The organism is Leifsonia virtsii (genome assembly GCF_030433675.1).
GTDB lineage: Bacteria > Actinomycetota > Actinomycetes > Actinomycetales > Microbacteriaceae > Leifsonia > Leifsonia virtsii.
Genome location: NZ_JAROCB010000003.1, coordinates 233,986 through 260,032, shown reverse-complemented (window position 1 = coordinate 260,032; position 26,047 = coordinate 233,986). Strand labels below are relative to the sequence as shown.

Below are 26,047 nucleotides of genomic sequence, written 5' to 3'. Positions count from 1 at the left end.
GAGGCTCATGCACGAGACGGCCTCGCGGGTGGCGTAGACGCGCTCGCACGAGAGTCCCGACAGCGTCCGCTTGCCCTTCGGCGAGGTCAGCGGCACCGAGGCGACCCGGCCGAAGCCGTCACCCTTCTCGGTGTTCCGGAACACGATGCGCTCCCCGGCCGGCAGCTTCCAGTCGACGGAGGCGGTCGCCGTCGGTGCGGGCGTCGCAGGGTCGCCCGCACCGACCGGCGCGGAGCACGCCGTCCCGGCGGCGAGGACGGCCCCCGCCATCCCCGCCAGCGCGAACATCCGTGCCGTCCGTCGTGCCCGTGTCGTGATCATCCCGCGTTCCCTCCGCTTCGTTCCGCATCCGGTCTCACTGTTGAAGACTCGAAAGGGCGCGGAGGATTACGGCGTCTGCCCGTTCTCTGGGCATACGGGCAGCTTTCCCACCCGCGAGAGCGACGTCAGTTGAAGATCGCCCACTCCGAGCGGTCGAGTCTGGCTCTGTTCCCCTTGATCACGAGATACCAGGAGCTCTCATCCCGATGGAGGTACTCGGCGAGGATGGTGGTGTACTTCCATTCACCCGCGACGAGCGACCAATGGATCAGCGAGATGAGCTGGCCCTGTCGCAGGTACGGGACCGCGACGAAATCATCTTGACGTGGGGGCTCCGGAAAGGTTCGGCGGGCCCCCGTCCGCTGCGTGCTCATGCTGCACTGTAACTCTGGCGCGGGCCCGCCGGATATACCCCATTTCTCACTCGGTGAGAGCGCTCACCAGCTCCCTCACAGAGCGGACCGGCGCGATGGTCCGGTTCTGCGCCGACTCGTACGCGGCCAGGATGATGCCGAGCACCTCGATGCCCTCCTTCTGGGTGTGCAGCGGCCGCGTGCCGTCCAGGATGCTGCGAGCGAAGTGGGCCACCTCCGCCGCGAACTCGTGCACCGGCTCCAGCTCGAACACGGTCGCCTGCTCCTCGCCGCGCACGTGCAGGCTGAGCGAGGTGCCGTCGCTGGTGAGGCTGCCGCCCTCGCCGACGACGGAGAACTTCTCGGTGCCGTCGGCCGGCTGGTAGGCCCAGCTGGTGACGAGGCTCCCGATCACGCCGTTGTCGAAGCGGACCAGCACCTGCGCCGAGTCCTCGCCCTCCATGAAGGTGAGGCGGTGGGTCGCCAGCATCGCGGTCACCTCGACCGGCGATCCCCCTGCCAGGTGCAGCAGCAGGTAGGTCGGGTGGTAACCGGTGTCGATCAGCTCGCCGCCGCCGCTGGTGGACGCGTGGGCCCGCCATCCCATGTTCGACGGGTCGAAGTCGTTGTAGAAGCTGTCGGTGGTGCGCACCTCGTAGACCTTGCCGAGGGCGCCGGTGTCGATGAGCTGCTTGGCTTTGGCGACGGCCGGGAGGAAGAGCTGGTTGTGCGCGCACATCAGCGTCACGCCCGCCTCGGCGACCGCGGCGTCCACCTCCGCCGCCTCCTCGGGGGTGAGGCAGAGGGGCTTCTCGCACAGGATGTGCTTGCCGGCGCGGGCGGCGGCGACGATCGCGTCCTTGTGCAGGTGGTGGGGCAGGCAGATGTCGACGGCGTCGATGTCGGCCTCGGCGAGCATGGTGCGGTAGTCGGCGTAGATCGCGGCGCCGGTGTCGCCGGCGCGGCGCTCTGCGGCCTCCTGGACCGGGTCGGCGACCGCGGCGAAGGTGACGGTCTCGGGATTGCGCAGGTAGCCGGCGACGTGCGCCCCGGCGATGCCGCCCGCGCCGATCAGTCCGATGCGGACGGTGCTGTTCGTGGACATGCTGAATTACTCCTTGTGTAGGAAAGTCGGGGGAAGATTCGTGCCGAATGTGCGCTTACGCGCGGCCATTCCGCACATTCGGCACGAATGCGGGCTCGAGCGGGACCGTGCGGCCGGTAGCGGCCGACTCGTTGGAGGCGACGACTATCCGGGTCAGCTCGACCGCGTGGCGCAGGTTGTCGTCGGCGATGGTGCCGTCGTGGATGTGCTGCACCCACTGCGCGAACGCGCCGGGCCGGCGCTCGGGCAGCGGCAGTTCCCGCCACTCCTCGCCGAACGCGCCGCCCTTGGCGAGCAGGCGCTCGCCGCCGAAGCCGAACATGAGGCTCGCCTCGGTGCCGCGCAGCTCCACGGTGAAGGCGCCGGGCGTGGTGACGACGCTCGCCTCGAACACGCCGAGCCGGCCGTCCGGGAACTCGGCCGTGACCACGGCGTTGTCCTCCACGGCACGGCCGGTGACGTGGCCGTAGCTCGCCTGGATGCTCAGCGGCTCGGCGCGGTGAAACAGCCGCGTGAGGTACGCCGGGTGGCAGCCCAGGTCGGTGAGCGCGCCGCCGATCGCCGCCTCGGGGTCGGCGAACTGCTCGGGCAGCCAACCCGCCACCCAGCCGTCGTGCGCGAGGCGGACACGAGAGTAGGTGAGCTCGCCGAGCGCGCCGTCGTCGAGGACGCGCTCGATCGCGACGGTGTAGTCGTCGTACAGCCGCGGGAGGGAGACGACGAGCGCGACGCCGGCCTCGCGGGCGAGGTCGACGAGCTCCTCCGCCTCCGCGACGGTCGGCGCGAGGACCTTCTCGGTGAAGACGTGCTTCCCGGCGGCGATCGCGCGGCCGATGACGTCGCGGTGCTGGTCCGTGGCGGTGGTGATGGTGACGGCGTCGAGGGAGGGACGGGCGAGCAGTTCGTCGAGGTCGGCGACGAACTCCACGCCGAATTCCTCGGCGGCCGCCCGGCCGCGCTGCTCGTCGTCGTCCCAGACGGCGACGAGTTGGGTGTCGGGGTGCCGCTGGGCGTCACGCGCGTAGTCGCCCGCGTGGACGTGCCAGAAGCCGATCGCTGCGACGGTGAGTGGGTGGGACATGCCTGTGAAGGCCTCCTTGCCTGGGTTACGTTGCGCGCGAACCATGGAAGCGTACCTTCTGCTCCCGAGCAGTCGTAACCCTTTGGCGGAAGATTTCTGGAATCGTTCCCATATTCGGCATGATCATCGGGTGAGCACATCGACGACGATCGTTCTGGACGGCGAGCAGTGGAGCATCCGGGAGGCCCTCGGGGACACCGCGGAGTGGTACCTGGGGGCGCCGCTGCCCGAGGCGGGCAACAACGTGGCTGAGGCCTCCGTCGCCATCGCCGCGGCTCCCGGCTGGCTGCCGGCGCGGGTCCCCGGGGCGGTGGTCGACGACCTGCACCGGGCGGGCGAGCTGCCGGATCCGCGCGTCGGCCGCAACAGCCGCGCCGCGGAGTGGGTGGCGGAGCGCTCCTGGGTGTACCGCCGCGCGGTCGACCTGGATGCGGCGGCCGCCGACGGCGTCGCGGTGCTGGAGTTCGACGGCATCGACCCGGCGGCGGACGTGTACTGGGACGGCGAGCTGCTCGGCTCCGTGCGCGGCCTCTACCACCGGCTCCGCCTGCCGCTGGACGCCTCCCGCCGCGGCGAGGGGCGGCACAAGCTGGCCCTGCGCGTGCACCCGGCGCCCGACTCGGAGCCGCAGGTGGGCCGCACGGAGCGGGTGCGCGTCCACACGCCCCGCCTCGGCTACGGCTGGGACTTCTCGCCGCGTCTCCGGCACCAGGGCGTCTGGAAGAGCGCCCGCCTACGCTTCGGCCGCGCCCTGCTCGGCGACGTCACGGTGCGAACCCGGCTCGGCGCCCCGCCCAGTGGCGACATGATGTCTCCCCTCGCGCCGAGCGGCGACAAGATGTCGCACCTCGAGGCGGGCGTCGGGGTCGTGGAGGTGGAGTGGGAGGCGCCGATGGACGGACGGGCGGCGGACGCCGGCCCGGACGCCGGGCCGGACGCCGGTCCGCTCAGGGTGACGGTGACGGTCTCCCGCGACGGACGCACGCTCGGCACTGCCGAGGTGGACGCGACCGTCGGGCGCGCGAGGGTCAACATCCCGGACCCCGCCCTCTGGTGGCCGAACACGTTCGGGGAGCAGCCGCTCCACACCGTGACGGTCGCGCTCGCCGACGACGCCGGCGAGGCCGACCGCACGGAGCGGCAGGTCGGCTTCCGCACGGCCCGGCTGGTGCCGAACGCAGGCGCGCCGGCAGATGCGCTGCCCTACACGGCGGTCGTGAACGGCGTGACGGTCCCGCTGCTCGGCTGGAACTGGACACCGGCGGACGCGATGTTCGGCTCCATCGACGAGGCCCGCGTCGAGCACCTGCTCGGGTTGGCAGCCGCCTCCGGCGCGCGGCTGGTGCGCGTCTGGGGCGGTGGCCTGATCGAGTCGGAGCACTTCTACGCCACCTGCGACCGGATCGGGCTGCTGGTGTGGCAGGAGTTCTCGCAGTCCAGCTCCGGGATGCAGAGCGCGCCGAGCGAGGACCCCGCGTTCGTCGAGCTCATGCGCGCCGAGGCGGAGGCGATCGTGCCGACCCGGGTGCACCATCCCTCGCTGCTCGTCTGGGGCGGCGGCAACGAGCTCGACCAGGGCGGGGTGCCGCTCTCCGACGACCGCTCTCCGGTGCTCGCCGCGCTCTCCGGCACGGTCGCGCGGCTCGACCCGGATCGCGCGTGGCTGCCGACCTCGCCGACCGGGCCGGAGTTCCACAACCGGCTCGACCGCATCAACGCGAACCCGGACGGCCAGCACGACGTGCACGGCCCGTGGGAGCACCAGGGTCTCGTCGGCCACTACACGCTGGCGAACGCGGGCACGAACCTCGCGCACACCGAGTTCGGGGTGGAGGGGATGACGAACCTGCGCTCGCTGGAGGCGCTCATCCCCGAGTCCGACCGCTGGCCCGCCGACCGCACGAACCCGGTCTACCGGCACCTGGGCGAGTGGTGGAACAACGCCGACCAGGTCGTCGAGCTGTTCGGCGGCCGCCCGGACACGCTGGAGACGCTCAACCGCGCCTCGCAGCTGCTGCAGGCGACGGGACTGCAGTACTCGGTCGAGGCGGACCGGCGGAGGTTCCCGCGCTGCAGCATGGTGCTGCCGTGGCAGCTGAACGAGAGCCATCCGAACGCGTGGTGCACGGCGGCGGTCGACTTCCGCGGCGACCCGAAGCCGGCGTACTTCGCCGTGACGCGGGCGTTCGAGCGGCGTCGGGCGACCCTTCGGGTGTCCCGCGCGGTGTGGGGCGGCGAGCGGATGGCGTCGGCCGAGGTGTGGCTGTGGGCGGAGGCGGTGGATGCGGTGGCCGCCGGCTCGACGGTCGCCGTGCGCGCGCTCGGGCTCGACGGTGCTGTCGTGGCGGAGACGGCGTTCACCGCCCCTGCGGTGGGGCACCCGGCAGCGGTCGGGACGCTGGAGGTGCCGGTCGCCGCGCTGCCGGAGGTGTTCCTGTGGGAGGCGGAGTGGCGCGACGCGGCAGGCGAGCTCGACCGGGAGCGGATGCTCGCGACGACGACGCACGACTTCGCCGCGTTGTTCGACGTGGCCGCCCCGCGGCTGGAGGCGTCGCGCGACGCGGACGGAGCCGTGCGGGTGCGGAACGCCGGGTCGTCGGCGGCGCTGACGGTGCGGCTGGTCGACCCGCGTCCGGCCGCAGGCGGAGCGCCCTCGGCGGTGGGCGGGGATCCGCGACCGCTGCTGCCGGGGGAGGAGCGCATCCTGGAATCCCGGTATGGTGCCGCAGTCCGGGTGGAGGCGTGGAATGCCGAGCCGATCGACCTGGACTGAGCCGATCCAGGCGGCACACCGGACATGTTCACGGGGTGTTCAGACGGGAGTGGTGTGATAGGGCCCGTGAAGACGCGAATCGCGGAGTACCCGCGGCCGGACCACTTCCTCCTGCACATCAGCGACACGCACCTGCTGGCGGGAGGTGAACGCCTCTACGGCACCGTCGACAGCGAGCAGCACCTGCGCGCCCTCCTCCAGGAGGTCGAGGCGTCGGGCGGACGGCCGGAGGCGATCGTGTTCACCGGCGACCTCGCCGATCGCGGGCAGCCGGACGCGTACGCGCGGCTGCGCTCGCTCGTGGAGCCGGCGGCGGAGCGGATGGGTGCGCGCATCATCTGGGTGATGGGCAACCACGACGACCGGGCGTCGTTCCGGCAGGGGCTGCGCGACGAGCTCGGGGACGCCTCGCCGATCGACGACGTGTACTGGATCGGCGGCCTGCGGGTGATCGTGCTCGACTCCACCGTGCCGGGCCACCACTACGGCGACGTGAGCGAGTCGCAACTGGACTGGCTGGCGGCCGAGCTGGCCAGCGCCGCGCCCGAGGGCACCATCCTGGCGATGCACCACCCGCCCGTGCCGAGCGTGCTCGACCTCGCGGTGTCGGTGGAGCTGCGCGACCAGTCGCAGCTGCGTGAGGTGCTCGAGGGGAGCGACGTGCGCAGCATCCTCGCCGGGCACCTGCACTACTCGTCGACGGCGACCTTCGCGGGCATCCCGGTGTCGGTGGCGTCGGCGAGCTGCTACACGCAGGACCTCAACGTGCCGGTGGGAGGGACGCGCGGCCGCGACGGTGCGCTCGCCTTCAACCTGGTGCACGTGTACCCGAACACGGTGCTGCACTCGGTCGTGCCGCTCGGCCACTACCCGACGCTCGACTACATCGATGCCGAGGAGTCGGCCCGCCGCCTGGCCGCCGACGGCATCCGCATCCCGCCGGCCGCTCGCCGCGAGCTGCCCACCGAGCCCGTCACCATCCTCGCCTGACCCTCAGCCCGCCGTCGAGTCCGCAAAGACTGCACGCGACACGCCGTGCGAGCGTGCAGTCTTTGCGGACTCGACGGTGGGGGGCGCGTTAGGAGGCGGGGCGCTCCCAGGGGGCGGGGAAGGGGAAGTAGCGCTCGAGGAAGTCGGTGACGATGCGGGTGCGTTCCGCCGGGTCGATCTCGGGCTTGGAGCCGTCGTTGAGGCAGAACATGTCCTGGTCGCGCTTCTTCAGCAGCCGCCGCATCATGTCGGGCGCCTGCCGCAGCGTCGTCTCGATGTAGAGCACCTTCGCCTGCGTCTGCGTGACCGCCCGCCCGGTCATCAGCGCGTAATAGTGGTACAGCGAGTTGGTGACCGAGATGTCGGTCGCCGAGCGGAACGGGCTGGACGCGGTGCGCCGGAAATCGTCGGCGAACTCCGCCTCCATCTCCCGCAGCACGCTGATCCGCAGCGGGGCCGCGCAGTGCTCCAGGTGGCGCGTGGTGACCGCGCCGAACCGCTCCCAGAGCAGCCGGCGGTTGACGCGGGCGGCGTTCTCGAAGCCGCTCCTGGCCGGGTCGGTCTCGCCGAGGCCGATGCGGGTGCCCGCCTCCACGAACTTGGTCACGCCGCCCGGCGAGAAGAACACGTCGGGGGAGAGCGGCCGGCCGATGAACATGTCGTCGTTCGAGTACAGGAAGTGCTCGGAGAGTCCCGGGATGTGGTGCAGCTGGCTCTCGACGGCGTGCGAGTTGTGCGTGGGCAGCGTCGACGGGTCGGAGAAGAAGTCCTCGCTGCGCATGATGTGGATGCGCGGGTGCTCGGGGTCCAGCCACGCCGGCACCGGGGAGTCGGTCGCGATGTAGATGTTGCGGATCCACGGCGCGAACATGTGGATGCTGCGCAGCGCGTACTTGAGCTCGTCGATCTGCCGGTACCTGGCCTCGTTGTCGTCGCCCTCGCCGACGACGTACGACGCCATCTGCGCGGCCCGCTGCCGCTGGTACTCGGCGCTGGAGCCGTCGACCCAGGAGAACACGATGTCGATGTCGAACCGGATGTCGCTGGAGAGCGGGTCGAACATGTGCTGCAGCGTGCGCCAGCGGCGACCGTACAGCTCCACCTCGGCCTCGACGGCCTCGCCGCGGGGCAGGCGGGGGCGCATCAGCGCGTTCTCGCGGGGCGCGGTGATCTCGTCGTCGCCGAACTTCCAGAACTCCAGCTGGAACGCGGTGTCGGCGCCGTAGCGCAGCCGGCCGATCGGTTCGAGGCGCGGGCGGTAGACGCGCAGGATGTCGGCCTTGCGGCGTGAGAGGCGGCCGTCGGCGATGAGCAGGTCGTCGCCGTGCGCATCCCGTTCGGGATCGATGCTGCGCGCATAGAAGGGCTCGTCGGCGAAGGCCTGCGCGAGGGCGGCGGCGACCTCCTTGCGCCTGCGGCGGTCGAGCGCGACGATCAGGCGGTTGTCGTCGTCGCGCACCAGAAGGTACTCGATGCCGGCCTCGTCGAGGGCGTCGCGGACCGCGAGGAGGTCTTCGATCATCGACTCGCGGGGCGTGAAGGGGCCCGAGACGAGCGTCCACAGCCCCTTGCGCTGAACGACGTCGTCGCGGGTGAGCCGGCGCACGCTCGTGCCTTGGTCGCTGGTGACGACGACGGGCTCGGGCTGGTCGGAGAGGGATGCGGGAGGAAGCTCTGCCATTACAGCTTCACTCTAGGCCGGTTCCCGGCGGAGGCCGACCGGTCGAGCTGCACCTTGTGGCGACTATCCCGGCGGAATAGCCGCCACGACGTGCAACTCGGCGGGGTCAGGACGGTTCGAGGAGGGTGCGGACGGTGGCGAGGAGGAGGGTGCGGGCTTCGGGGGTCACGAGCCAGGGGGCGAAGCCGTCGGCGGCGAGGAAGAAGGTGGCCCGGGCGGCGGGCGCGACGCTCCCGTCGGCGAGGGTGGCTCCCGCCGGGGTGACGCCGATGACGGCGCGGCCCGACTCCGGGTCGCGTGCGACGACGGCCGCGGCGTCGGGCGGGTCGCCGATCGTCAGCTTCGACCGGCCGCGGTAGACCACCACCTCGCCGTCGAGCCCGGCCGCCACGGGGTGGTCGGCGTCGGCGATGTGGATGCGGTCGAGCGAGAGCGGGACGGTGGACGCCGATGCCATCCCGAGCGGCACCAGGTGCCCCCAGGCCAGCAGCGGCACCGGGCGGCCGGCGGCGGATGCGGCGAGCTGCTCCGGCGCGGCGCGCGTGACGACGAGCAGGTCGGCCGCGGGGTCGTCGCCGAGGTGCGCGCGGAAGCCGGAGGCGCCGAGGAACTCGACCAGCTCGCGGTCGCCCGGCGCCGGGTTCTCGCCCGTGAGCACGGCGATGAGCGCGCCGTCGCCGCGGCCGCGCTGCGGGGCGACGCCGAGACGTTCGAGGGCCGCGTCGAGCAGCGACAGCACGGCGCCGCGGGCGACGTCCGCGTACTCGGCTTCGAGCGCGCGGCGCGCGGCGAGGAGCGTATCGACGTCGGGGACGGCCGGGCCGCCTGTGTCCGCGACGAGCACCCGGCAGGCGAGTACGCCGGCGGCGCCTGCGGCACGCGCGGCGGCGACCCACGGCGCGAGCTGGACCGCCAGGTCGGGGGCCGTGCCCGGTTCCGCGTGCGTGTCGGCGAGCCGCCCGAGCAGCGCCTCCGCCGCATCCCAGCGCTCGTGCGACACCAGCTCGTCGAGTCGTGGCCAGCGCGGCGCTCCGGGCGGCCACGCGCTGCACGCGTCCACGAGAGTGCGCAGCCCCTCGCCCGGTCCGGCGACCTCCGCATAGGCGCGCGAAGCCGCGGCCGCGGGCTCGTACGCCTCCGGGTCGGCGGCCCACTCGGCTACCGTGTGCAGCGCGAACCGCGAGGCCGCGGCCTCCACCATGGGGTTCGCGGCGATGCCGACGAGCCCCGGCGCCGTCGCGCGGCCGGTCAGCGGGCCGAGGAAGACGCGGGAGCGGTCGAAGTCGTTGACCGGGAAGTTGTCCCACAGCACAAGCTCGCGGCCGTAGCTCTCGACGGCCAGGCGGATCTGCTCCGCCGTGACCTCGCCGACCACGATGTCCGCCCCGGTCCAGAACAGCCGTGCGTCCGCCGGGAGCGCATCGGCGAGCCCGGTGCGATAGGGCGTCGCGGCGACACCGGCGTAGTCGGTCGGGCACAGCAGCACCGGCTCGTCGATGCCCGCGGGCCGGAGGAACCCGCGCTCGAACCGCGCGCCGGTCTCGCCGTGGGCGCGGCCGAGAGCCTCCGGCTCGTCCATCGGGACGTCGTCGAACAGCAGCGCGAACGAGTGGATGCCCGCCTCCAGCAGCTGACGGCACTTCGCGGCGAGCGTGCGGTGCTCCTCCGGGTCGTCGTAGCGCATCGACAGCCCGGGCGAGATCGCGTAGACGAACCGCACGCCGCGCTGCTCCGCTGCGGCGGCGAGAGACGCGAGCGACGCCAGCCGGTCGGCGGGATACGGCTCGCGCCACTCCTCGCGGTGCCAGGGGTCGTCCTTCGGCGCGTAGACGTAGTGGTCGAGCCCGAGTGCGCCTGCACGGTCGAACCAGGCCAGCCGGTCGGCGTGCGACCACGGCTCGCCGTAGAAGCCCTCGACCACGCCGCGCCAGGCCAGCGGCGACCGCGCGGTCATCGTCCGCCCCCGTGCCACGACGCCCACAGCTCGGCGTAGGCTCCGCCCGCCGCCACCAGCTCGTCGTGACTGCCGAGCTCCTCCACGTGCCCTTCGCGCACCACGGCGATGCGGTCGGCGTCGTGAGCGGTGTGCAGGCGGTGCGCGATCGCGACCACCGTCCGGCCCTCGAGGACGCGGTTCATCGCCCGCTCCAGGTCGCGCGCGGCCGTCGGGTCGAGCAGGGAGGTGGCCTCGTCCAGGATCAGCGTGTGCGGGTCGAGCAGCACCAGTCGGGCGAGTGCCAGCTGCTGGGCCTGCGCCGGGGTGAGCACGACGCCTCCCGAGCCGACGACCGTGTCGAGGCCGAGCGGCATGGCGGCGACCCAGCGCAGCGCATCCACCACCCGGAGGGCGCGCGCCAGCTCGTCGCGGCCCGCGCCGGGCTTGGCCAGCGACAGGTTCTCGGCGATGGTGCCGACGAAGACGTGGTGCTCCTGCGTGACGAGCGCGACGTGGCTGCGCAGTTCGTCGAGCGGCAGGTCGACCAGCCGCACGCCGCCGACGACGATGCGTCCGCCGCTCGGCTCGGTGATGCCGGCCATGAGCCGGCCGAGGGTCGACTTGCCGGAGCCGGACGGGCCCACGATCGCGAGCCGCTCGCCGACGGCGAGGTCGAGGGTCACCCCGTGCAGCACCTCCGTGCCCTCGCGGTACGAGAACCGCACGTCCTCGGCGACCACGTGCTCGTCGGCCGGCTGCTCGCCGGTCGGGTGACGGTCCTCCGGCACGTCGGCGACGCCGATGATGCGCGAGAGCGCCGTGGTGCCGACCTGGATCTCGTCCAGCCAGCTGATCAGCTCGTCCACCGGGGACACCAGCTGCATCGCGTAGAGGGCGACCGCCGTGACGGCGCCGATGGAGGCCGCGCCCGCGCCGACGAGGAACGCGCCCCATGCGATCACCACGATCACCGGGAGCAGGAACGCGATGTCGGTGCTGGGGAAGAACCACGACCGCAGCCACAGCGTGTACCACTCCGAGTCGCGGCGCTCCCGCAGGGCGGCGTCGATCTTCGCGCGCTGCGCCGGGGCCAGGCTGAGCGCCTCGATGGTGCGCACGCCGTCCACCGTCTCGCTGATGGTGCCGCCGAGCGTCGCGTACGAGGCCAGCTGGCGCTGGTATCCCGGGCCCGAGCGCTTGAGGTACCACCGGGCGGCGATCACCAGGATGGGCACCCCGGCGAACATCGCGACGGCGACCGCCGGGTTCACCAGGAACGCGGCGACCACGGTCAGCACGGCCGTGACGCCGGCGACCAGGATGCGCGGGACGCCGAACCGCACGGTCTGCGCGACCGACTGGATGTCGTTGGTGGTGCGCGCCAGCAGGTCGCCGGTCCCCGCCGCCTCCACCGTGGAGAGCGGGAGGCGCGCGACGGTCGCGAGGAACTCCTCGCGCAGCTGCGCGAAGACGCCCTCGCCGAGCACCATCGACTGCCGCTGGGCGAACCGGATGAGCACCGCCTGGCAGACGATGGCCCCGAGCAGGATGAGTGCGATGGCGTCGATGCCGCTCGCGACCAGCGTGCGGCCGGTGACGCCGTCGATGATGACGCCGATGAGCGCAGGCCCGGCGAGGCCGGCCACCGCCGCGAGGGTGTGCAGCACGAGCACGACGGAGAGCGCACCGCGGTGCTGGCGGATGAGCCGGACGCCGGTGGCCCGGACCGTCGCGGTGCTAGCGATCGGAAGCAGCATCGCCGCTCCCCTTCCTGTTCCGCTTCGACTTCTTCTTCTCGGTTCTGGTCTTCTCCGGCCGCTGCGCGGTCACCGGGTGCGTGGCCGTCCACAGGGCGTCGATGGAGCCGGTCCACGCCGCATCGAGGTCTTCGCCGTCGGCGGGCTCTGCGGCGCTGATGGTGCGCGACACGATCGCCCGGTAGAGGTCGCCGAGGTCGTCCTCCTGGCGCAGCAGGGACTGGTGGGTGCCTGTGCCGACGACGCGGCCCTTCCGCACCACGGCGACGGTGTCCATCCGGTCGAGCAGCAGCGGGCTGGCCGTGACGACGACGGTGGTGCGTCCGTCGCGCGCCTGGCGCAGCCGCTCGGCGATCTGCGACTCGGTGTGCGCGTCGACCGCGCTCGTCGGCTCGATCAGCACGAGCACCTCGGCGTCGGTGAGCAGCGCCCGGGCCAGGCTGAGCCGCTGCCGCTGGCCGCCGGAGAAGGTACGGCCGCGCTCGGCGACGCTCTCGTGCACGCCCTCGGGCAGCGCGTCGACCGTCTCGGTCGCGGCGGCGGTATCGAGGGCGGCGGACACGCGGCGGAGGCGGCCGGTGGAGGTGTCTGTGTATTCGTCGTCGCGGACCGGGAGCGTGTCGAGCCCGTCGAGCAGCCTCCCGCCGAAGAGGTGCGGGTTGGCGTCGTTGACGACGATCCGCTCGCGCACCTGTCGCACCGGCACGCGGGTGTGGTCCACTCCACCCCACAGCACGGGCGCCTCGCGGTGCACGGCGTCGTCGAACCGGCCGAGGCGGGTCGCGATCCCGGCGGCCTCGTCGGGGTCGGCGTCCACGATCGCGGTGAAGCGCCCGGGGTGGATGACGACGCCGGACGCGAGGTCCTCGATCGCCGACCCCCAGGCCGGCGCCTCCGCGACCTCCTCCGTGTCGCGTGCGGCGGGCTGGGTGCGCAGCACCGAGAGCACGCGGCGCGCGGAGACGACGCCCGCGGTGAACGTCTGTGCGGCCTCCACCGCCGTGCGCAGCGGCAGCACGAGGAAGGTCGCGTAACCGTAGAACGCGGTCAGCTGTCCCGGCGTGATGCTGCCGTCGATGGCGAGGTGCGCGCCGAACCAGACGATGAAGACGAGGAACGCGCCGGGCAGCAGCACCTGGAGCCCGTCGAGCCAGCTCTGCGTCTTCGCGACCCCGACGCCGGCCGCGCGGACGCGCTGCGACTGCCGGGCGTAGCGCTCTACGAACTCCTGCTCGCCGCCGATGCCGCGCAGCACCCGCAGCCCGACCACCGTGTCGGCGCCAAGGGTGGTCAGGCCGCCCGACTCCTCCCGCCAGACGGCCTGGCGGCTGCGCAGCGGGCGCAGCAGCAGCGCCAGCAGCGCCGCGACCGCCGGAACGCCGATCACGACCGCGAGCCCGAGCGGAAGGGAGGCGTTCAGCATGATGATCGACACGACGACGAACGCGACGACGCCGCCGCACAGCCGGGCGGAGACCTCGTACATCGCCCCGAGGCGCAGGGAGTCGGTGCTCACGGTCGCGACGATCTCGCCGGAAGAGGTGGTGGCGGTAATGGCCGGCCCGGTCTCGGCCGAGTGGTACCCGATCAGCCGCGCGACGCCGAGCGACGACCGCAGCCAGTTGGAGACGGCCATGCGGTGGCGCAGCATCCCCGTGACGGCCTGGACGACGGCGACCCCCAGCAGCGCGCCGCACCACACCCACAGCCGGGCCGAATCGCCGGACACCCCCTCGTCGACCGCCCGGCCGAGCAGGTAGGGCCAGACGGCCTGGCACAGCATCCAGATCACACCGAAGACGACGCCGCCGGTCAGCGTGGCGGGCTGCCGGGCGGCCTGCCAGAGCAGGAAGCGCGGGACGGAGGAGAGGTGCTTGCCGGACGGGCGGTCGCCGGGACCGGGGGTGGACGGACGGGCAGCGCGGACGCTGGACACGAGGTGCTCCTGGGGGGTCGAGCGATTCGAGAGGGGGAGGGTGGTGCTGCAGGGCGGGGGTTGTGCGCTCAGCGCCCCGGCGGTGTCAGCGCGGCGACGGCGGCCGCATCCAGGGCGGCCGCGGGCGCCTGCCGGAGCAGGAAGCTGAGCTGGGCCGCCGTCTCCAGCTCTTCGGCGAGGTCGATCGCGGCGTCCAGGGTGGCGGCGGCGACGACGGGCCCGTGATTCGCGAGCAGCAGCACCGGATGCCCTGGCGCCGCGGCCGCGACGCCGGCGGCGAGGTCCGCGCTGCCGGGCGCGGCGTAGGGGACGAGCGGGACGTCCCCGAGCCGCATCACCCGGTAGGGCGTGAGCGGCGGGAGCGGGGCGAAGCCGCGCTCGTCGGGCGGCAGGCACGCGAGCGCGGTGGCATACGGCGAGTGCAGGTGGACGACCGCGGTCGCCTCGGGATGCGCGGCGTACATCGCCGCGTGCAGCGGAAGCTCCTTGGTCGGTCGCGGCGCGCCCTCCTGGTCGGCCGGGGTGGCGGCCAGCTCGTGCTCGACCACGGAACGCAGCGAGGAACCGGTCGGCGTCGCGACGATGCGCGAGCCGACGCGGACGCTGACGTTGCCCGAGCTGCCGGGCGACAGGCCGGCGGCGGAGAGGTGGCGGCAGGCGCGCACGATCGCGGTCCGGGCCCCGGCCTCGCGCTCCTCGCTCACGGCGCCGCCTCCCAGGCATCGGTGAACAGCCCGGGGCCGCCGAAGTTGCCGGACTTCAGCAGCACGGCGACCGTGCGGCCCGCGCTGTCGGCGACGGCCCACGGCACGCCGGGCGCGGCCTGCGACCCGATGCGGAGGCGGTCGATGCCGAGCGTGGCCGTGACCGCGCCGGAGGTCTCGCCGCCCGCGACGAGGAGGTGGCTGACGCCGAGTTCGTGCACGGCGAAGGCGGCGAGGGTGGCGATCGCGTCCTCGAGCAGGGTGGCGGCGCGCTCGGCGCCGAGCGCGCGCTGGGCGGCCGCGACCTCCGGGGAGGCGTGGATCAGGACGGGCGCGAGCCGGTCGGCGCGCGCGGCCAGCGCATCCCGGACGCGGTCGAGGGCGGAGGGACCGGCGGCCAGCTCCAGCGGGTCGAGCACGAGGCGCTCGCCGGGGAAGGCGGCGATCTGCCCGCGCGTCGCAGCGGAGGCGCTCCCGGCGAGGATGACGCGCCCGGTCACCGGCACGGCCGGCAGCGTGGAGGCCGGCGTGCCTCCGGAGGGGCCCGCCGCGGCGCGTGCGAGCGCCGTCGCGACCCCCGCTCCGCCTCCGGCGACGACCGGTCGTTCCTCCGCCAGCGCAAGTACCGCGCGGGCGATGGCGACGAGGTCGGCCTCGGTGAGCGCATCCACCAGCGTGTGGCCGTCGCCGACGGCCGAGGCGATCGCGTCGGAACCGCGCTGCACCTCCTGCCACCGGACGAGGCCGACCGTCCGCCCGGTCTGCGGCCGCAGGAGCCGGACGAGGTCGGAGTCGCGCATGGGCGTGAGCGGATGGTCGCGCATGGGCGACTCCGCGAGCGGCACGCCGTCGACGAACAGGGTGCCCTGGTACTGCGTGCGGCCGGACCCCGGTGTTGCGGGCGTGCCGACGGTGACGGCCGTGCCGTCGGCAGCGGCAACGCCGGCCAGCGCATCCGCTACGGGTCCGATGTTGCCATGGGCCGTCGAGTCGAAGGTGGAGCAGTACTTCTGGTAGAGCTGCGTCGCGCCCGCCGCTCGCAGCAGGCGTGCCGCGTCCGTCGCCGCGGCCACCGCCTCCGCGACGGGCGCGGTGCGGATCTTGAGCGCGACGACCGCGCAGCCGGGGCCGTCGGCCGCGAAGGCGTCCGGCGCCTTGGACGACGTGCCGAGCAGCACGGTCGCAGGGAGTCCGGCCTCGACCACGCGGCCCGCGAGATCGCAGGCGCCCGTGACGTCGTCGGCGACGGCGCCGAGGCGCATCACGAGACGCCGACCCCCGTCTCGTCGCCGAGGGGGCCGGCCGCGGCGGGCGTGTGCTCGCCGGCCACGACCACCGTCGCACCGGCGTCGCGCAGGGCCTTCAGGTCGTCGGGGTCGGCCCCGGCGTCGGTGAGGATGATATCCACCAGGTCGAGGCCGCCCACGCGGATGGGGGCGCGCGAACCGAGCTTGGAGTGGTCCACCAGCAGCACGCGCAGGCGCGCGGTGCGCACCAGCTCCTGCTTGAGCTCGGCGTCGAGCGAGTTGGCGCACAGGATGCCCGTCGTGTCGACGGCGGTCGCGGAGAGCACCGCGACATCGACCGCGTACTCGGCGATCGTGCGGCGGGCGGCGGCGCCGGCGAAGCTGCGCGTCTCGCTCTGGTAGACGCCGCCGACGGCGACGAGCTCCACGTCGCCGCGCTCGATGGCGGACTGGATGACGGGGGCCGAGTGGCTGACGATCGTGGTGCCGGGCCGCAGCATCCCGGCCAGCGGAGCGACCGTCGTGCCGGCGTCGAGGGCGACCGTGGCCGCTCCGTCGAGCAGCTCGAGGCACGCCTCGGCGATGGTGCGCTTCTCGCCGCTGCCGGTGACCGCGCGCTCGTCGAAGGGGCGGCCGTGGCCGAGGTTCGGGAGGCTGGCGCCGCCGACGACGCGGCGGGCGAGGCCGTCGCCCTCCAGCTGTCGCAGGTCTCGGCGGATGGTCATCTCAGAGACGCCGAGCTCTTCCGCGACCCGCGAGGAGGACACGTAGCCTTCGGCGGAGAGCCGGCGGAGCAGCTCTTCGCGGCGGGCGGGGGCGTCGGTGTAGCGCACGCGTCCATCCAATCGGCTGCTCGCCACGCTTGTCAACAATCGGACAAATCTTGACTCGAATGTTCAGAAGTGAACAGAATGGGGGACGTGACCTCCGCTCCTCTCGCCGCCCTCGGCGTGGACGTCGGCACCACCAACACCAAGGTGGTCCTGGCCGTGTTCGGCGACCCCGTGCGCGAGGAGCGCACGCTGACCGTGCCGACCCCCGGCACCGGAGCGGGCCTGCAGGCCGTGGTCCTGACCGCGATCCGGGACGTCGTGCTCGACAGCCCGCACCCGGTCGCCGCGATCGGCGTCGCATCGATGGGCGAGACGGGATGCCTCACGGCGCCAGACGGCGAACCCCTCGGCGGCCTGCTGCGCTGGGCCGACGGCGACACCTCGACGGCGGAACGGCTGGCCGCCTCCGCGGGCGCGGACGCGCTCTACGCGGCGACAGGCGTCCCGGCCCCGGCGAAGTCGCCGCTCACGCACTGGCTGCGGCTGGCCGAGCAGGGGGATGCGCGGCTCGCCGACGCCCGCTGGCGCGGCGCGGACGCCCTGGTCGTCGCCGCGCTGACCGGTGAGGCCGTGACCGACCACACCCTGGCCGCCCGCACGATGGCGTACCGGCTGCCCGACGCCGGCGAACCGCTCGCCGAGTCGTTCGATGCCGACCTGCTCGCGCTCGCCGGCATCGCTCCGGACCGCTTCCCTCGCGTCGTTCGTCCGGGCGATGTCGCGGTGCGGCTCACGCCGCAGGCCGCGGCGGCGCTCGGGCTGCGCGCAGGCATCCCGGTCGTCGCGGCCGGTCACGACCACGCGGTCGGCGCCTGGGCCGCCGGAGTGCGCGAGCCGGGCGACGCCGCAGACTCGGTCGGCACGGCGGAGGCACTGCTGCGGGTCGCATCCCACGTGGACAGGGAGGCCGCCCGGCGTCAGGGCATGAGCCTCGCCCGCACGGTCGACGGCCGCCACGAGACCCTGCTGGCCGGCAACCCCACCGCGGGTGCGCTGGTCGAGTGGGCGTTCGCCGAGCTGCTGCCCGGCGCCGACCGGCACGACCTCTTGGAGCACGCCGCCGGGATGGCCGACGGCCCGGTGCACGCCTTCCTCCTCCCGTATCTGCGCGGCAGGCAGTCGCCGCAGCCCGACGCCGCGGCCTCGCCGCGCCTGGTGCGGCTGGCCGGCGGCGGCGACGCGAGCGTCTCCGACCCCGGTGCGACGCTCGTGGCCGTCCTCGCCGGCCTCGCCCTCCAGCTGGCCTGGATGGACGCCGCCCAGACCGGCCTCGCCGGCCCGCGCCGCGACGAGCTCGCCGTGCTCGGCGGCCCGGGCGCCGCCAACGACGGCTGGTGGCGGCTCAAGCAGCGCATCCTTCCCGGCACCCTCCGTCGGGTGGAGGCCGCTGAACCCGTCGCCACCGGCGCCGCCCTGCTCGCCGCGCACCGCGTCGCCGGCCTCACGACCTCGCTGCCCCTGCGCAGCGCCGACAGCGCCGCCTCCGCGGGCGATCCGGCCTTGCTGGACGCCTTCGTGGAAGCGGCGACGCTCCACGACAAGGAACCCGCATGACCGACACCGCCTCCCGTCCCGCGCTCGACCTCGATGCCATCGCGCGCCCCTCCGGCGCCCTCGCGATGGTGGCGATGGACCAGCGCGAGAGCCTCCGCCACATGTTCGACCTCGCAGGCGCGGGACGCCCCGGCGACGATGTGCTCATCCGCTTCAAGCTCGACGTCGCCGAGGCCTTGGGGCCGCTCGCGTCGGGCTTCCTGATCGACCGGCACTACGGCTTCGAGGCGGTGCGCGACGTGCTGCCCGCCGGCACCGGCCTGATCCTCGCCGCCGACGACCTCACCCAGGAGGACGGCGGACCGGTCGAGGAGACCGCGCTCGACGAGGTGGTGCTCACGCAGACCGACCTGGACGGCGTCGCCGCCCTCAAGCTGCTCGTCATCTGGCGCCGCGACGCGAAGCGCGAGCAGCGGGTGCGCCTGGTGGAGCGGTTCGTCGCCGAGTGCAGCGCCCGCGGCGTCCTCTCGGTGCTCGAGCCCGTCGTGCGGGCGACGCCGGAGGAGCTGGACGCGGGCACCTGGGAGCTCGACGAGGCGATCCGCGAGGCGGCGGCCGAGCTGTCGCCCTCCGGCCAGAGCCTCTACAAGGTGCAGGTGCCGATGTCGGGCACCGGCGACGCGGCGCAGCAGCGGGAGGCGAGCGAGCGGCTGAACGCCGCCATCACCGGCCCGTGGGTGGTGCTGTCGCAGGGCGTGGACCGTCCCGCGTTCCTGCCCGCGGTCGAGGCCGCCTGCCGCGCCGGCGCGAGCGGCTTCCTCGCCGGCCGAGCGCTGTGGAGCGACGTGGTCGGGCGCGATGACGTGCCGTCCGCGCTGCGCGAGCCGTCCGTCCCGCGGCTCGAGGCTCTGATCGAGGTCGTCGACCGCGAGGCCCGGCCGTGGCGGGAGGCGCGATGATCGCGGGTCTGCTGCACACCGTCCCGGCCCTCGCCGCGACCTTCGACGCGCTCGTCGCGGACGCCGTCCCCGGCGCCCAGCGCGAGCACATCGTCGACGCGTGGATGCTGGAGACCGCCATCGCCGAAGGCGTCACGCCCGCTGTGGAGGCCCGCGTGGCCTCCCACCTCCGCCACCTGCAGGAGGCCGGCGCCGACGCCGTCCTCGTCACCTGCTCCTCCATCGGCGAGGCCGCAGAGCGCGCTGCCGTCTCTCTGAGCATCCCCATCCTCCGCGTCGACGCCCCCATGGCCGCCCAAGCCATCGCCTCCCTCCCCACCGTCGCTTCCTCGATTAATCTGGCCGACACGCCGTCGGCGGGTGGATTAAGTGAGGAAGCGACGCTGGGGCGACGGGTCGTGGTGCTGGCGACCAACAGGGCGACGCTGGGGCCGACGACGCGGCTGATCGAGCGGGAGGCGGCGGCGCGCGGCGTCGACGCGAGCGTGACCGCGACGGTCGTCGAGGGAGCGGCCGCGGCGCGCGCCCGCGGCGACCAGGCGGGGCACGACCGGCTCATCGCCGACGCCGTCCGCGCTGCCGCGGCCGACGCGGGGGCCGGCGTGATCGTGCTCGCCCAGGCCTCGATGGCGGCCGCAGCGGAGTCGGCCGGCGTCGCCGTCCCCGTGCTCACCTCCCCGGCCGGCGGCGTCGCCAGCCTGGCGGAGACCCTGACCCCGTCGGACCCGGGGAAGCCGGACGCCAGCGCGAACCGGCCGGCCGCCCCCGGGTCCGGCGGAACCACCGACCCGCAGAACGGAGCATCGTCATGACCGGTGTCGACCTGCTCGCCTACGCCGACCGGCTCGGCGGCGACCTACCCCGCCTGCGCGAGGTGCTCGACGGGCCCCTGCGCGACTTCGCCGGCGTGCACATCCTGCCGTTCTTCGTGCCGTTCGACGGCGCCGACGCGGGCTTCGACCCCAGCGACCACGCCGCCGTCGACCCCCGGCTGGGCACCTGGGACGACGTCCGTGCGATCGCCGCGGAGCGCGAGGTGACCGCCGACCTCATCGTCAACCACGTCTCCAGCGAGTCCGCGGAGTTCGTGGACTGGCTGGCCCACGGCGAGCAGTCGCCGCACGACGGGATGTTCCTCACCTTCGACACCGTCTTCCCCGACGGCGCATCCGAGTCCGACATCACCGCGTTCTACCGCCCGCGTCCCGGCCTCTCGTTCACGGCGTACCGCATGGCCGACGGCCGACGACGCCTGGTGTGGACGACGTTCATGCCCAGCCAGGTCGACCTCGACGTGGCGAACGACCGCGCCCGCGCCTACCTGCGCCGCATCCTCGCGACCCTGCGGGCGGGCGGAGTCACCACGGTCCGCCTCGACGCGGTCGGCTACGCGGTGAAGACGCCCGGCACCGACAGCTTCATGACCCCGGAGACGCTCGACTTCGTGCGTGAGATCGTCGCGCTCGCCCGCGAAGAAGGCCTCCGCGTGCTCGTGGAGGTGCACGCCCACTACACGCAACAGCTCGCCATCGCGCCGCTCGTCGACTACGTCTACGACTTCGCCCTCGCGCCCCTCCTGCTGCACAGCCTCGGCACCGGGACCTCCGACCGCCTCGCCGAGTGGCTGCGCATCCGGCCGCAGAACGCCATCACGGTGCTCGACACGCACGACGGCATCGGCATCATCGACGCCGGCCCGTCGGGCGATCGCCCCGGGCTGATCGACCAGGACGAGATGGCCGCCATCTTCGCGCGCGCCGCCGAGGCCACGAACGGCCACTCGACGATCGCGTCCGTCATCCCGGCATGGATGAGCCTCCCGCACCAGATCAACGCCACCTTCTTCTCCGCCCTCGGCGCCGACGCGACGAGCTACCTGCTGGCCCGGGCGGTGCAGCTGTGGCTGCCGGGCCGCCCGCAGCTCTACTACGTCGGCCTGCTCGGCGGCCTCGACGACGTCGCGCTGTTCCAGCGCACCGGCCAGGGCCGCGACGTCAACCGGCACGTCTACACCCCGGATGAGCTGGACGCCGCGCTCGGCTCGGACGTGACCCGCGCCCAGCTGGCGCTCGTGCGGCTGCGCTCGATTCATCCCGCGTTCCGCGGCGAGTTCGGCTACGGTGTGGAATCGGACGGCTCGCTCCGCCTGCACTGGACGCTCGGCGATGAGCGCGCCGAGCTCACCGTGTCGTTCGGCCCCGCCCCCGCCTTCCGGCTGCACCTCACCGGCACAGGCGGCACCGTCTCCGCCGACGGCGTCGCCGCACTCGCCGCGCTCTGACGCTCCAGCCCCCACCCGCCCCTCCCGACCCCGGCCAGAGGACCATGCAGACCACCCAGGACATCACCGTCACCCGCAGCGCGACCGAGGTCGTGCTCGTCGCCCCCGCCTACACGCTCGGCGTCGCGCTCACCCGTCCGCGCGCCACCATCGCCGGCCCCGACGGCGAGCTGTGGAGCGACCTGTCGCTGCTGGCGAGCGTCGACCGGGTCGGGCTCCCCGACGAGAGCTGCGGCCCGACCGCGGTGACCGTCGAGGAGCAGGCCGACGGCAGCGTCCGGGTGACCGTGCTCAGCGATTCCAGCGCCTGGGCGACCAAGGCAGTCGTGCTGCACTGCACCCCGCGCGAGGTCCGCGCGCACGTCGAGGTGACGACCGAGGACGACGACGCCCGCATCGCCGACCTGACGATGTTCGGCGGGCAGGCGACGCTCCCGTCGGGCGCGGCGGGCACCTTCCGCTCCGGCATCCGGTTCCCGTCGGTGTTCGTGCCGACGCCGACCGAGCCCATCCAGGTCGTCCGGCTGTCGAACACGCAGGCGCAGCTCGGCGTGGTCGGCGACGCCGAGCCCGGCCGCCTGCACGGCATCTTCTCGCCGCCGCCGCTCGTCTTCGCGCTCGGCCGCCCCTCCATCGCCGCCGACGCCCCGCACGGCCCCACCGACATGCCGGTCGGCGACTGGCTCGGCGTCTCCGTGGTCGCCCCGGTCGCGCAGCTCGGCTTCACCACCTACCGCTACGACGCGCTCGACGGCGGCTTCCTGCTGCGGCTCGCCTACGAGGGCCACACCCGCGTGCGGGCCGGTGGATGGGTGTCCCCCGAGTTCGTGCTGCGCCCCGCGGGCGCGCCGCTCACCGCGATCCGCGACTACCGCGACGACCTGGCCGCGCGCGGCTGGGCGGCTCCCGCGCCCGAGCAGGCCGACTGGTGGCACGAGCCCATCTTCTGCGGCTGGGGCGCGCAGTGCGCGCTCGCGGTGCGGATGAGCCACGAGGGCGAGGAGCTCGCCACCGACAACGCGGACGGCTTCGTCCTCCCCGCCGGCGCCGCGTTCGCCCCCGACCTCGCCCGCCAGTACCTCTACGACCGCTGGCTGCGCCGGCTCGCCGAGCGCGACATCCACCCAGGCACCGTCGTCATCGACGACCGCTGGCAGGCCGACTACGGCACCAACACCGTCGACACCGAGAAGTGGCCCGACCTGCGCGGCTGGATCGACGAACGCCACGCCGAGGGCCAGCGCGTCCTGCTCTGGTTCAAGGCGTGGGATCCGACCGGGCTCCCGCCGGAACTGACCGTGCGCGACTCGGCCGGCCGGCCGGTGTCCGTCGACCCGTCCAACCCCGCGTACCTGGAGGCGCTCGCCGAGCAGGTGACCGGGATGGTGTCCCCCGACGGCCTCGACGCGGACGGCTTCAAGGTCGACTTCACGCAGCGCGCTCCGTCCGGGGTCGGACTCCGCACCCACGCCGACGACGTCTGGGGCATCAACGCGCTGCACGCGATCGTGCGCACCATTCACGACGCCGCGAAGGCCGCCAAGCCGGACGCGCTCGTGGTGACCCACACCGTCCACCCGTCGTTCTCGGACGTCACCGACATGGTGCGCCTCAACGACGTGCTGGAGGACTCCGTGCACGGCGAGCCGGTGCCGGTGGGCGACCAGCTGCGGTTCCGGCACGACATCGCGGCCGCGGCCCTCCCCGGTCACGCCATCGACACCGACCAGTGGCCGATGCCGAACCGGGAGGAGTGGCTCGCCTACGCGCGCATCCAGCCGCAGCTCGGCGTGCCGGCGCTCTACTATGTGGAGTCCATCGACAACAGCCGCGAGACGGTCACCGACGCCGACCTCGACGAGATCGCCGGGCTGTGGCACGACTACCGCGCGCTGCGGGCCGGCCGCGAACGCACCGAGAGGGAGCCGAGCGCCGTATGACAGCGTTCACCGAGGTCGCCCCGGGCGTGCACCGGTTCGCGGACACGTGCAACGTCTACGTCGTCATGCCCGGCCCGGGAGGAGTCCCTGAGGCGGGCGGCGCGATCGCGATCGACTTCGGCTCGGGGGACGTGCTCGACCACCTCGGCGAGCTCGGGCTGACCACCCTCGACGCGGTGCTGATGACGCACCACCACCGCGACCAGGGTCAGGGCCTTCCGCGGGCGGTCGCCGCCGGCATCCCGATCTTCGTGCCGCCGGTGGAGCAGGACCTGTTCGCCCGGGTCGACGAGATGTGGTCGGCGCGGGCGCTCTACAACGACTACAACCTGCGCCAGGACCGCTTCTCGCTGCTCGACCCGGTGCCGGTCGCCGGCACGGTTCCGGAGTACCGGACCGCGCGCTTCGGCGGCGTCGACGTTAAGACCGTGCCGACGCCCGGGCACACCATGGGATCGGTGACCTACCTGGTGGAGGCGGGGGACGCGCGGGTCGCCTTCACCGGCGACCTCATCTACGCTCCGGGCAAGGTCTGGTCGCTGGCGGCGACCCAGTGGTCGTACACCGAGAACGAAGGCCCGGCGATGACCGTGCTCTCCTGCCTGCTGCTGCAGGAGGAGGAGCCGACCGTCCTGCTGCCGTCGCACGGCGAGCCGATGCCCGACGCGGTGGACGCCCTGGAGCAGCTGGCGACCCGGATGAGCGGCTACGTCGACTCGCGCCGCACCCACCCCTGGGACCTGCGCGACTGGCTGGAGCGCCCCTTCGTCCGCCTGACCGACCACCTGCTGCTCAACCGCACCGCCAACTCCTGTGTGTACGTGCTGCTCAGCGACTCGGGCGCGGCCCTGTTCATCGACTACGGGTACGACATGTCCACGGGCTGGCCGGCGGGCACCGACCGCGCCGCGCGCCGCCCGTGGCTGGCGTCGCTTCCCGCCCTGAAACGCGACTTCGGCGTCACCTCGGTGGAGGTCGTGCTGGGCACGCACTACCACGACGACCACATCGCCGGCCTGAACCTGCTGCGCGACGTGGAGGGCACCGCGGTGTGGCTGCCCGAGAACGTCGCGCCGATCATGGCCGACCCGATGCGCACGGACCTGCCGTGCCAGTGGTTCGAGCCCATCCCCGCCGACCGCGTGCTCGGCCTCGGCGAGACGGTGCGCTGGCAGGAGTACGAGATCACGACGCACGAGCTGCCGGGGCACACGCTCTATGCCGCCGCGTTCGAGTTCGAGGTGGACGGCGTGCGCGTCCTCGCCACGGGCGACCAGCAGACCGCCGAGGGGCAGCTCGGCGTGCAGCGCGAGATCCTCAACTACCAGTACCGCAACCGGTTCCGTCGTGACGACTTCATCCAGAGCGCCGCGCTGTACCGGCGGGTGGCGCCGGGTCTGATGATCACCGGTCACTGGCAGGGCCGCGAAGTGGACGAGGACTACCTGCAGCTGCTCACCGAGCAGGGCGACGAGCTGGCCGCCATCCACGACGGACTGCTGCCGGACGACGGGATGCAGCCCCCGGCCGACGGCAACCTCGTGCTGGTGGAGCCGTTCTACCAGCGCGTGCCGGCCGGCGCCCCGCTGGAGTACGAGGTCGTCGTCGTGAACGCGTACGACGACGCGCGCGAGGTCGTGGCGTGGCTGGTCACGCCGGAGGGGTGGAGCGATCCGTCACCCGAGTCGGTCGTCGCCGGCGCGGGGGAGACCGTACGGCTGCGGTTCGCCGTGCGCGCGGGCGAGGCGCCGCGGAAGCGGCAGCGGCTCGCGGCCGACGTCACCGTCGGCGCGGTGCGGTACGGGCAGGCGGGGGACGCGGTGGCGGACGTCGTCACGGCCCTCGACACCGGGGGGACGCTCGGTTAGCCTTCGGGCGTGGACCGCATCCCGCTGCATCGCGAATGGCACGGCGACCCGGACTCCCCGCGCCCGCCGCTGCTGCTCATCCACGGCGGCGGCTCGACCATCCAGAGCAACTGGGGGCTGCTGCTGCCGCGCGTCGCGCCGACCCGGTCGGTGTTCGCGGTCGAGTTGCAGGGCCACGGGCGCACCACGGCGGGCGACCGCCCGGCGAGCTTCGAGGGGTCGGCGGACGACGTCGCCGCCGTCCTGGCCGAGCTGCGGCTCGGGCCGGTGGACGTGCTCGGCTTCAGCAACGGCGGACAGGTGGCGCTGCAGCTCGCGGCTCGGCATCCGTCGGCGGTGCGGAGGCTCATCGCCGCGTCGGCGCCCGTGCGCCGGTCGGGCATGGTCGACGGCTTCTGGGAGGGACTGGAGGCGGGGACGTTCGACGACCTGCCCGCACCGTACCGGGCCGCCGACCTCGCGGTCAGCCGCGACCCGGAGCACGCCAGGCGGATGTTCGAGCTCGACCGGGAGCTGATGCTCGGCTTCCAGGACTTCCCCGACGAGCTGCTGGCGTCCATCCACGCGCCGACCCTCGTCGTCGGAGCCGACCACGACGTGGTCCGCCCTGAGCACTTCGTGGAGCTGGCCGCGCTCCTCCCCGACGCCCGCCTCCTCATCGTCCCCGGCGTCCACGGCGACTACCTCGGCGAGCTCCTCGCCGCCGCCGGCGACCCGACCCTGCTCGCGCGCACCCTCCCGCACCTCCTCGCCTTCCTCGACGCCGCCTGACCCCCACCGTCGAGTCT

At 73.6% G+C, this 26,047-nt stretch carries 20 protein-coding genes; 10 read left to right on the top strand and 10 right to left on the bottom strand.

Annotation, left to right across the window (positions count from 1 at the left end; genetic code table 11):
• Positions 1-70: 70 nt before the first annotated feature.
• Positions 71-454: a hypothetical protein gene (locus P5G59_RS12090; RefSeq protein WP_301219229.1), complete on the top strand. Its 384-nt coding sequence runs from the start codon at positions 71-73 to the stop codon at positions 452-454.
• Here P5G59_RS12090 and P5G59_RS12085 read toward each other — a convergent pair.
• The 3 genes from P5G59_RS12085 to P5G59_RS12075 are packed head-to-tail and all read right to left on the bottom strand — an operon-like array spanning position 447 to position 2,860.
• Positions 447-695, bottom strand: a complete 249-nt coding sequence (locus tag P5G59_RS12085) for a hypothetical protein (protein WP_301219227.1) — start codon at positions 693-695, stop codon at positions 447-449. The two genes, P5G59_RS12090 and P5G59_RS12085, sit on opposite strands and share 8 nt — an antisense overlap.
• Before the next feature lie 46 nt (positions 696-741).
• Complete coding sequence (locus P5G59_RS12080) at positions 742-1,779, bottom strand: Gfo/Idh/MocA family protein (RefSeq protein ID WP_301219225.1); 1,038 nt, start codon at positions 1,777-1,779, stop codon at positions 742-744.
• 55 nt (positions 1,780-1,834) lie between these two features.
• Positions 1,835-2,860 (bottom strand): Gfo/Idh/MocA family protein, encoded by a 1,026-nt coding sequence (locus P5G59_RS12075; protein WP_301219223.1) that lies wholly within the window; start codon positions 2,858-2,860, stop codon positions 1,835-1,837.
• Between the two features lie 130 nt (positions 2,861-2,990).
• Here P5G59_RS12075 and P5G59_RS12070 point away from each other — a divergent pair, with 130 nt between their 5' ends.
• The gene (locus tag P5G59_RS12070; RefSeq protein ID WP_301219221.1) at positions 2,991-5,633 is read left to right on the top strand and encodes a glycosyl hydrolase 2 galactose-binding domain-containing protein; all 2,643 of its coding nucleotides are present in this window, start codon (positions 2,991-2,993) and stop codon (positions 5,631-5,633) included.
• A gap of 66 nt (positions 5,634-5,699) precedes the next feature.
• On the top strand, positions 5,700-6,623 hold the full coding sequence (locus P5G59_RS12065; RefSeq protein ID WP_301219219.1) for a phosphodiesterase: 924 nt from the start codon (positions 5,700-5,702) through the stop codon (positions 6,621-6,623).
• An 88-nt stretch (positions 6,624-6,711) separates the two neighbouring features.
• Here P5G59_RS12065 and P5G59_RS12060 read toward each other — a convergent pair whose 3' ends face one another.
• The 7 genes from P5G59_RS12060 to P5G59_RS12030 all read right to left on the bottom strand — a co-directional run bounded on the left by P5G59_RS12060 (position 6,712) and on the right by P5G59_RS12030 (position 16,717).
• Positions 6,712-8,304 (bottom strand): stealth family protein, encoded by a 1,593-nt coding sequence (locus P5G59_RS12060; protein WP_301219217.1) that lies wholly within the window; start codon positions 8,302-8,304, stop codon positions 6,712-6,714.
• Between the two features lie 106 nt (positions 8,305-8,410).
• Entirely contained in the window at positions 8,411-10,258 is a 1,848-nt protein-coding gene (locus tag P5G59_RS12055) for a beta-N-acetylglucosaminidase domain-containing protein (protein ID WP_301219215.1), read from the bottom strand.
• Positions 10,255-11,997 (bottom strand): ABC transporter ATP-binding protein, encoded by a 1,743-nt coding sequence (locus P5G59_RS12050; RefSeq protein ID WP_301219213.1) that lies wholly within the window; start codon positions 11,995-11,997, stop codon positions 10,255-10,257. The genes P5G59_RS12055 and P5G59_RS12050 overlap by 4 nt, the downstream gene beginning before the upstream one ends.
• Entirely contained in the window at positions 11,978-13,933 is a 1,956-nt protein-coding gene (locus tag P5G59_RS12045) for an ABC transporter ATP-binding protein (protein WP_301219211.1), read from the bottom strand. Before P5G59_RS12045 ends, P5G59_RS12050 begins: the two co-directional genes overlap by 20 nt.
• Positions 13,934-14,001: 68 nt before the next feature.
• Positions 14,002-14,637, bottom strand: a complete 636-nt coding sequence (locus tag P5G59_RS12040; protein WP_301219209.1) for a class II aldolase/adducin family protein — start codon at positions 14,635-14,637, stop codon at positions 14,002-14,004.
• Positions 14,634-15,899 carry a 3-oxo-tetronate kinase gene (gene otnK, locus P5G59_RS12035; RefSeq protein WP_301219207.1) on the bottom strand — a complete coding sequence of 422 codons (1,266 nt, stop codon included), beginning with the start codon at positions 15,897-15,899 and terminating at the stop codon, positions 14,634-14,636. Before otnK ends, P5G59_RS12040 begins: the two co-directional genes overlap by 4 nt.
• Complete coding sequence (locus tag P5G59_RS12030) at positions 15,899-16,717, bottom strand: DeoR/GlpR family DNA-binding transcription regulator (protein ID WP_301219205.1); 819 nt, start codon at positions 16,715-16,717, stop codon at positions 15,899-15,901. Before P5G59_RS12030 ends, otnK begins: the two co-directional genes overlap by 1 nt.
• A gap of 78 nt (positions 16,718-16,795) precedes the next feature.
• Here P5G59_RS12030 and P5G59_RS12025 point away from each other — a divergent pair, with 78 nt between their 5' ends.
• Genes P5G59_RS12025 through P5G59_RS11995 form a run of 7 tightly spaced genes read left to right on the top strand, consistent with a single transcriptional unit; the run spans position 16,796 to position 26,030 of the window.
• Entirely contained in the window at positions 16,796-18,271 is a 1,476-nt protein-coding gene (locus P5G59_RS12025) for an FGGY-family carbohydrate kinase (RefSeq protein WP_301219203.1), read from the top strand.
• Positions 18,268-19,170 carry a hypothetical protein gene (locus P5G59_RS12020; RefSeq protein ID WP_301219201.1) on the top strand — a complete coding sequence of 301 codons (903 nt, stop codon included), beginning with the start codon at positions 18,268-18,270 and terminating at the stop codon, positions 19,168-19,170. The genes P5G59_RS12025 and P5G59_RS12020 overlap by 4 nt, the downstream gene beginning before the upstream one ends.
• Complete coding sequence (locus P5G59_RS12015) at positions 19,167-19,982, top strand: hypothetical protein (RefSeq protein WP_301219199.1); 816 nt, start codon at positions 19,167-19,169, stop codon at positions 19,980-19,982. Before P5G59_RS12020 ends, P5G59_RS12015 begins: the two co-directional genes overlap by 4 nt.
• Positions 19,979-21,451, top strand: coding sequence for a sucrose phosphorylase (gene gtfA / locus P5G59_RS12010; RefSeq protein ID WP_301219197.1), 1,473 nt, complete (start codon positions 19,979-19,981; stop codon positions 21,449-21,451). The genes P5G59_RS12015 and gtfA overlap by 4 nt, the downstream gene beginning before the upstream one ends.
• 44 nt (positions 21,452-21,495) lie before the next feature.
• Positions 21,496-23,391: an alpha-amylase family protein gene (locus P5G59_RS12005; protein ID WP_301219195.1), complete on the top strand. Its 1,896-nt coding sequence runs from the start codon at positions 21,496-21,498 to the stop codon at positions 23,389-23,391.
• The gene (locus P5G59_RS12000; protein ID WP_301219193.1) at positions 23,388-25,259 is read left to right on the top strand and encodes an MBL fold metallo-hydrolase; all 1,872 of its coding nucleotides are present in this window, start codon (positions 23,388-23,390) and stop codon (positions 25,257-25,259) included. Before P5G59_RS12005 ends, P5G59_RS12000 begins: the two co-directional genes overlap by 4 nt.
• A 9-nt stretch (positions 25,260-25,268) precedes the next feature.
• Entirely contained in the window at positions 25,269-26,030 is a 762-nt protein-coding gene (locus P5G59_RS11995) for an alpha/beta fold hydrolase (protein WP_301219191.1), read from the top strand.
• Positions 26,031-26,047 lie beyond the last annotated feature (17 nt).

Bases quoted from the DNA above. Each gene is read 5' to 3' on its own strand.
- P5G59_RS12015 (WP_301219199.1), top strand. From the start codon at position 19,167: ATGATCGCGGGTCTGCTGCACACCGTCCCGGCCCTCGCCGCGACCTTC.
- P5G59_RS12050 (WP_301219213.1), bottom strand. From the start codon at position 11,997: ATGCTGCTTCCGATCGCTAGCACCGCGACGGTCCGGGCCACCGGCGTC.
- P5G59_RS12020 (WP_301219201.1), top strand. From the start codon at position 18,268: ATGACCGACACCGCCTCCCGTCCCGCGCTCGACCTCGATGCCATCGCG.
- P5G59_RS12000 (WP_301219193.1), top strand. From the start codon at position 23,388: ATGACAGCGTTCACCGAGGTCGCCCCGGGCGTGCACCGGTTCGCGGAC.
- otnK (WP_301219207.1), bottom strand. From the start codon at position 15,899: ATGCGCCTCGGCGCCGTCGCCGACGACGTCACGGGCGCCTGCGATCTC.
- P5G59_RS12080 (WP_301219225.1), bottom strand. From the start codon at position 1,779: ATGTCCACGAACAGCACCGTCCGCATCGGACTGATCGGCGCGGGCGGC.
- P5G59_RS12075 (WP_301219223.1), bottom strand. From the start codon at position 2,860: ATGTCCCACCCACTCACCGTCGCAGCGATCGGCTTCTGGCACGTCCAC.
- P5G59_RS12005 (WP_301219195.1), top strand. From the start codon at position 21,496: ATGCAGACCACCCAGGACATCACCGTCACCCGCAGCGCGACCGAGGTC.
- gtfA (WP_301219197.1), top strand. From the start codon at position 19,979: ATGACCGGTGTCGACCTGCTCGCCTACGCCGACCGGCTCGGCGGCGAC.
- P5G59_RS12060 (WP_301219217.1), bottom strand. From the start codon at position 8,304: ATGGCAGAGCTTCCTCCCGCATCCCTCTCCGACCAGCCCGAGCCCGTC.
- P5G59_RS12055 (WP_301219215.1), bottom strand. From the start codon at position 10,258: ATGACCGCGCGGTCGCCGCTGGCCTGGCGCGGCGTGGTCGAGGGCTTC.
- P5G59_RS12085 (WP_301219227.1), bottom strand. From the start codon at position 695: ATGAGCACGCAGCGGACGGGGGCCCGCCGAACCTTTCCGGAGCCCCCA.
- P5G59_RS12025 (WP_301219203.1), top strand. From the start codon at position 16,796: ATGGGGGACGTGACCTCCGCTCCTCTCGCCGCCCTCGGCGTGGACGTC.